Source organism: Vibrio sp. 1751 (assembly GCF_033339895.1).
GTDB classification, from domain to species: Bacteria; Pseudomonadota; Gammaproteobacteria; order Enterobacterales; family Vibrionaceae; genus Vibrio; species Vibrio alginolyticus.
Window position 1 is genome coordinate 23,591 of the sequence record NZ_JAWOVM010000055.1, and the last position, 6,783, is coordinate 30,373.

Genomic DNA, 6,783 nt, shown 5'->3' on the forward strand with positions numbered 1-6,783 from the left:
GGATTCTTTTGCCTAAAATAAGGATGGATTCTATGAAGCTTTATGACGCAATTATAGGCGCAGTCGAAAAGCATATAGCCCCTATAGCAGCTAAAGTGGGGAATCAGCCCCATGTTCGCGCAATGAGAGACGGTTTTATTGTCGCAATGCCGTTTATTATTGTTGGTAGTTTCATTTTGATTTTTGCATTCCCCCCATTTGCCGAAGATACAACCTTTACTTTTGGTCGAATTTGGCTCGATTTCGCCACTACACATTTTGATACCATAATGATGCCCTACAACATGTCGATGGGGATCATGACCATTTTTGTTTCGCTGGGCGTTGCTTATAGTTTAGCGAAGGCTTACAAGATGGATGGGATCACGAGTGCTGTATTGTCACTAATGTCTTTTTTACTCATAGCGGCCCCAGCTAAAGATGGCGCTTTGTCTATGTCTCACATGGGCGGAACCGGGATCTTCACCGCAGTGATGTGTGCATTTTTCTCGGTGGAGCTCTACCGTTTTATGAAAAAGCACAATATTACGATTCGCATGCCAGAGCAGGTGCCACCGGCGATTGCGCGATCATTTGAAGTATTGCTACCAGTCTTAGCGATATTCATTACCTTATATCCACTTAGCCTTTTCGTACAAACCCAGTACGACATGCTGATTCCAGATGCTGTTATGGCTATCTTTAAACCGCTAATTAGTGCGTCTAACTCATTGCCTGCCATTATTGGCGCTTTATTGCTTTGCCAGCTGCTTTGGTTTGCGGGTATTCATGGTGCTGCAATTGTTGTTGGACTGCTTTCTCCAATCTTTTTGACCAACATTGGTGCCAACATTGAAGCCTTTGTTGCAGGTGAACCGATTCCAAACGTATTTACTCAACCGTTCTGGGATTTTTACATCTTTATTGGCGGCTCTGGTGCAACACTTGCTCTTGTTATGCTGATGTCGTTTAGCCGTTCTGTTCACCTTAAGAGCATTGGTCGAATGAGTGCGGTGCCTGGCTTTTTCCAAATCAACGAACCAGTGATCTTCGGTAGCCCAGTTGTGATGAACCCGACCTTGTTTATCCCGTTCGTCTTCGCTCCAGTCATCAACGCTACGATTGCGTATTTTGCTGTGCATGTCGGCTTTGTGGGTATGGGTGTCGCTACAACACCTTGGACAACACCGGCACTGATAGGTGCTTCGTGGGGTAGCGGTTGGACCTTTGCGCCAGTATTGCTCGTCATTGGTTTATTGATTCTTGATCTAATCATCTACTTCCCATTCTTCAAAATGTTTGAGAAGCAAATGTTGGAGCAAGAACTACCAACGACGAAGGAAACTAAAGGTGACACGCAGCCGTCAGGCGAAGGCGTTACTGCTTAACTGTGCTTAATGGGCCGCAATTACCGCGGCCCGATTTTCGGAGAGAAAATGATGGAACAAGAATTGGTTGTGATGGAGATCATTTGCAATGCTGGTGAAGCCAGAAGTTTAAGCTACGAGGCATTGCGTTTATCTCGAGAACAAGATTTTGAAGCGGCTGACGAGAAGCTCTCTCAAGCAAGAGAGTGCATTAATAAAGCCCACTTAATACAGACTCAGCTTATTGAAGAAGATCAGGGAGAAGGGAAAGTCCCGATGACGTTAGTGATGGTGCATGCTCAAGATCACCTGATGACTACGATTTTGGCTCAAGAGATGGCTGTAGAAATCGTCGCACTGAACAAAAAAATCTCGAACAAGTAAAGGGGGATGAAAATGTCTAGAGAGGCGATCAAACTTGCCATTATTGGCGGTGGTAGTAGCTATACCCCGGAATTGGTTGAAGGGGTTATTAAGCGCTTAGAATATTTACCCGTTAAGAAAATCCATTTTGTGGACATTGAGTCAGGAGCTGAGAAGCTTGAGATCATCAAAGGATTGGCTCAGCGAATGGTCGATAAAGCCGGAGCAAAAATTGAGATAAAAGCCGGTTTCGATCGCCGTGCTGCGATAAAAGATGCGGATTTTGTGATGACGCAGTTTCGTGTTGGTGGCCTTGCTGCACGCGCTAACGATGAGCGAATCCCAATCAAGTACGACGTCATCGGCCAAGAAACAACGGGCCCTGGTGGTTTTGCTAAAGCACTGCGAACCATTCCGGTCATTCTTGATATCTGTAAAGACATTGAAGAGTTGGCTCCAAACGCATGGATGCTCAATTTCACCAACCCAGCGGGTTTAGTTTCCGAAGCGGTCAGTAAGTACACCAAAGTAAAAAGTATTGGCTTATGCAATGTGCCCGTTTCAATGGAAATGATGATTGCAGAAATGATGGAGTGCGAGCCAAAAGAGCTACAACTTGAGTTTGCTGGGTTAAACCATCTCGTGTGGGTACACAAAGCATGGCTCAATGGGGAAGATATTACTCAAACGGTATTAGAGAAAGTTGGTGATGGTGCCAACTTCAGTATGAAGAATATCTGGGAAGAGCCGTGGGATCCGGCATTTCTAAAAGCACTGGGGGCGATACCATGTCCTTATCATCGTTACTTCTACCAAACTGATGCCATGCTTGCTGAAGAGAAACAAAGTGCCGATGAAAAAGGCACTCGTGCTGAGCAGGTAATGGAAACAGAAAATGCGCTATTTAAGCTCTATCAAGATCCTACCCTCGATCATAAGCCGAAAGAGTTAGAGGAGCGGGGTGGTGCTTATTATTCTGATGCATCACTGAACCTAGTTGATTCAATTTATAACAATCGTAATAGTATTCATGTTGTTAACGTTTTAAATAATGGAGCGATCAACGGCCTACCTGACGATGCTGTGATTGAATGTAGTGCCGTGATTGGTAGCTGGGGGGCGAAACCTCTTGCGGTTGGCGAGTTGTCAAACAATATCAAAGGATTACTCCATCAAGTTAAAGCGTATGAGCAGCTAACAATAGAAGCTGCTGTCGAAGGTAATTATGACAAGGCGCTTATGGCATTAACCAATAACCCATTGGTGCCTGACATTGGCCGCGCCAAGTCAATCCTGGATGATATTCTGGCGGTGAACGCTCCGTATTTACCTCAATTTAAACTAACGACGTTGTAAGACTAAGGAAGGGCGCCGATGAAAGTCATTTTTAATGCTGATGATTTTGGTTTAACGAGAGGTGTAAATAACGGCATCGTTAAAGCTCATCAGCAAGGTGTGGTTCATTCAACCACCATGATGGTGGGTATGGATGCTGAGCAACATGCCTTAGAACTAGCTCGCCATAATCCAGACTTGAAAGTTGGCGTTCATCTTAGGTTTACAGCAGGTGTGCCTATAACGAAGCATCGTAACTTGACTAACGGCCGAGCGCACTTTATCAACTATGACGAACTTTGGAGTAAGCAGGACTTCGAAACTCAGGTCGTTTATGATGAAGCAAAAGCTCAGGTGGAACATTTTTTATCGCTTGGGTTAGAGCTAAGCCACTTAGATAGCCATCATCACGCGCATACTCACCCTCAAATTTTGCCCGTTATTAAAGAAGTAGCGAATGAATACCGAGTGCCACTGCGGGGCACTGGCTTGTGTCAAGAATCGATGACAATCAGGTATATCTTTACTGATGAGTTTTATGATCAAAAAGTGAGCTTGGATGGCTTAATGGCACATCTATTGAGCTTAAAAGCTGACTATGACTTGGTTGAGGTGATGTGCCACCCGGCAGAGGCCGATCAGGCGCTTATCTTAAAGAGTGGCTATGCGCTTCAGCGAGAGCTAGAGTTACAAGTTCTTACCTCTCCCATTTTAAAAGAACAGTTAGCTCATCATGGTATAACTGTCACGGATTACTCTGAGCTTGTTTCTACCAATCAAATGGTCGGTGTATGATTAAAGGCTGCCAGCTTCGCCCCCTATAGCACCTTACGAATTGCTGGCAGCCGTTCTATACAAACGAATATTTAATAACAATTGCAGTTGGACCCAATAGCATTATGGCAAGGATTAAAGATGTAGCCGAACTCGCCGGTGTAAATCGCTCTACCGTTTCTCGAATTATTAATGGAGAGGGGAAATTTCGTGAGGAAACTCGAAAAAAAGTAGAGCAGGCTATGGCGCAATTGAATTATCGTCCCAGTGCAATTGCTCGTTCACTCGCAACCTCATCCAGTAATATGGTTGGGTTATTGGTGACTTACTATACGGGGGGCTTCTTTGGCGAGATGATGGAGCAGGTTCAGACCGAGCTGGATATTCATAAGAAGTTTTTGATTACAGCTCAAGGCCATCATTCTGCACAAGGTGAAAAAGAGGCAATTCAGCGTTTTAATGATTTACGTTGTGACGGCTATGTACTTCATAGTCGTTATTTGTCAGATGATGACTTACGTGAACTAGCTAAACAGCCAACACCTTTCGTTCTCCTGGATCGCTACGTGGAAGGAATAGAAGAGCGTTGTGTTACCTTTAACCATCATCATGCAAGCCGTATTGCCGTTGAGCACCTTTTAGCTGGTGGTCATCGAAAGATTGCTTGTATTGCCGGTCCATCCCAACGTCATAACAGTGTATTGAGAAAGCTTGGGTATATTGATGCAATGAAGGATGCTGGTATAGATATTGATGAAAGCTGGTGTGAAGAAGGGAATTATGGCCGGCAAAGTGGTTATGATGCAATGGCTGCAATTTTACAACGACACCCTGATGTGACGGCTGTCTTTTCGTGCAGTGAAGAAATGACGGTTGGCGCAATGCAGTACTTACACGAGCACAGTATTTCTGTACCAGAGCAAATCTCATTAACTAGCTTTGACAGTGTTGATCTTTGTGAAAGTCTTTACCCTACAGTATCAGCAGTGCACTTTCCTATCAGTGACATGGCCCGTGTAGCGGTACAAACGTTAATGGGGCTAGTCACAGATCAAGAAGTAATAGACAAGCCAGTGTTCGAGGCCAAGCTTAAAATACGCAAAGCAGATCGCTCCTTAAAGTAGCTTACTTCTATCTAATTAAGTGAGTCGCTTAGAAATAACGGTTTGATGTTTTGATAGTTACTGATGAATTTATTCACAAAATTTACTAGTATTCTAACTCTCTTAAGAAATATAAATCAGTAGTGAATAAGTGGCAGCCATTAAACTAACGGTCGATCGTATTCAACCCGGATTACATATCCGTCTTCCGCTAAAGTGGAACGATCACCCCTTTCTACTCAATAGCTTTAAGATTAAAGACCAAGAGCAAGTCGAGATGATCCGCCACCTCGGCGTAAAGTTCGTTTACTTTAATCCAGAGCAAAGCGATGCCGTTCCACTCCCTGTTGATCAAAGACAAGCTGACAGAGTAACAAATGAAGCGTCGTTAGATCATGAAACTCAAAAAATGTGGCAAGAAAAACAGAACCGCATAGAAAAGTTAAGTGCATACCGTCGACGCGTGATTCAGTGTGAAAAAGAGTTTGAGCGCTCTCTGGCACGTATGCGTTCAGTCATGACTAAAATCCGTAACCGTCCGACAGCAGCAGTTGATGAAGCAAAGCTTCTTATTGAAGATATCGTCGAGAAGTTAATGTGCGATGATAATGTTACGTTACATCTGATGAACGGAAAAAATGAGTTTGAAGATATTTATTTCCACTCATTGAACGTGGCTGTTATCTCGATGATGATTGGCCGTGCTAAAGGGTACTCAGCAGCACAGTTGAAAGAGCTTTCCTTCTCCGCACTATTCCATGATATCGGGAAAATAAAAATCCCGACTGCAATATTAAGAAAGCAACTACCTCTAACAGAGCCAGAAACCAACTACTTAAAGTTGCATACTAAATATGGCGTCGATCTTGCGAGTCAAATCGAGGCTTTTCCCGAAGTCGCGAGAATTGTGATCGCGCAGCACCATGAGCTAAGAGATGGGTCTGGTTATCCTAAAGGCCTGAAAGGAGATGAGATCAACGAGTTTGCTCAAATTATTGCTGTAGCCAATGCGTTTGATAACTTGTGCCATACCCCGATAGTCTCAGACCAAAAGATTCCTTATACCGCACTCTCTCATTTATATAAGAACTGTAAACACCTATATAAAGAAGAGAACCTGAACATCCTAATTAAGTTTATGGGCGTGTTTCCTCCGGGTACCGTAGTTCAGCTTTCTAATAATATGGTCGGCCTGGTTATCTCAGTGAATGCATCGCATTTATTATTCCCGAATGTCTTGGTTTACGATCCATCAGTACCAAGGACGCAAGCGCCAATCATTGATCTTGCCTCAAAAGATATAAAGATAGTTAACGCGATTCATCCGTCAAAATTACCGGATAAAGTAAAAGAGTATCTAAATCCGCGTTCGCGTATTTCTTATTTCTTTGATAGTGATGAGTAGTTATCCACAGCTTTTTGTGGGTAAATTGTATAAATCCTGAGTGTTATTTCTGGGTAATTTTAGGGTTGGATGGAAAGTATCCATTTGGCATGTTTTTTTAGAAAAAATGCATTTTTAGTATTGCCAAAGAAAATCTTCTCCCTATAATGCGCATCCATCGACACGGCAGACGCCACAAGGCTTTAGCAGGGTCGAAGAGGTAAAAAGCTTCTACAAAAAATTAGTTTAAAAAAGTGTTTGACACTAACAACTAAATCGCTAGAATGCACCTCCGCTTTGAGAGAAAAACTTCTCGCAAAGCAAGCTCTTTAACAATATAGACCTATCAATCTGTGTGGGCACTCGTTGATGATAATCCAATTCGATACCTCGGTATCAAATTAGGTTTCAATGAAACGAAGTGACCATTCGAATTGGGAAGCAGCCTTGAGCTGTTTTGTTTTACTTTTTCAAAAGT

At 43.3% G+C, this 6,783-nt stretch carries 6 protein-coding genes; all 6 read left to right on the forward strand.

Annotation, left to right across the window (positions count from 1 at the left end):
- Positions 1-32: 32 nt before the first annotated feature.
- On the forward strand, positions 33-1,367 hold the full coding sequence (locus R7041_RS16135; RefSeq protein ID WP_005381064.1) for a PTS sugar transporter subunit IIC: 1,335 nt from the start codon (positions 33-35) through the stop codon (positions 1,365-1,367).
- 51 nt (positions 1,368-1,418) lie between these two features.
- Entirely contained in the window at positions 1,419-1,730 is a 312-nt protein-coding gene (locus R7041_RS16140; protein ID WP_031777269.1) for a PTS lactose/cellobiose transporter subunit IIA, read from the forward strand.
- A 12-nt stretch (positions 1,731-1,742) separates the two neighbouring features.
- Positions 1,743-3,065: a 6-phospho-beta-glucosidase gene (locus R7041_RS16145; RefSeq protein WP_005381048.1), complete on the forward strand. Its 1,323-nt coding sequence runs from the start codon at positions 1,743-1,745 to the stop codon at positions 3,063-3,065.
- Positions 3,066-3,083: 18 nt separating this feature from the next.
- A complete protein-coding gene (chbG, locus tag R7041_RS16150; RefSeq protein ID WP_005381046.1) occupies positions 3,084-3,839 on the forward strand; it encodes a chitin disaccharide deacetylase in 756 nt (251 codons plus the stop codon).
- 104 nt (positions 3,840-3,943) lie between these two features.
- Complete coding sequence (locus tag R7041_RS16155; RefSeq protein WP_064368781.1) at positions 3,944-4,942, forward strand: LacI family DNA-binding transcriptional regulator; 999 nt, start codon at positions 3,944-3,946, stop codon at positions 4,940-4,942.
- A 130-nt stretch (positions 4,943-5,072) separates the two neighbouring features.
- The gene (locus tag R7041_RS16160) at positions 5,073-6,326 is read left to right on the forward strand and encodes an HD-GYP domain-containing protein (protein ID WP_005381029.1); all 1,254 of its coding nucleotides are present in this window, start codon (positions 5,073-5,075) and stop codon (positions 6,324-6,326) included.
- Positions 6,327-6,783 lie beyond the last annotated feature (457 nt).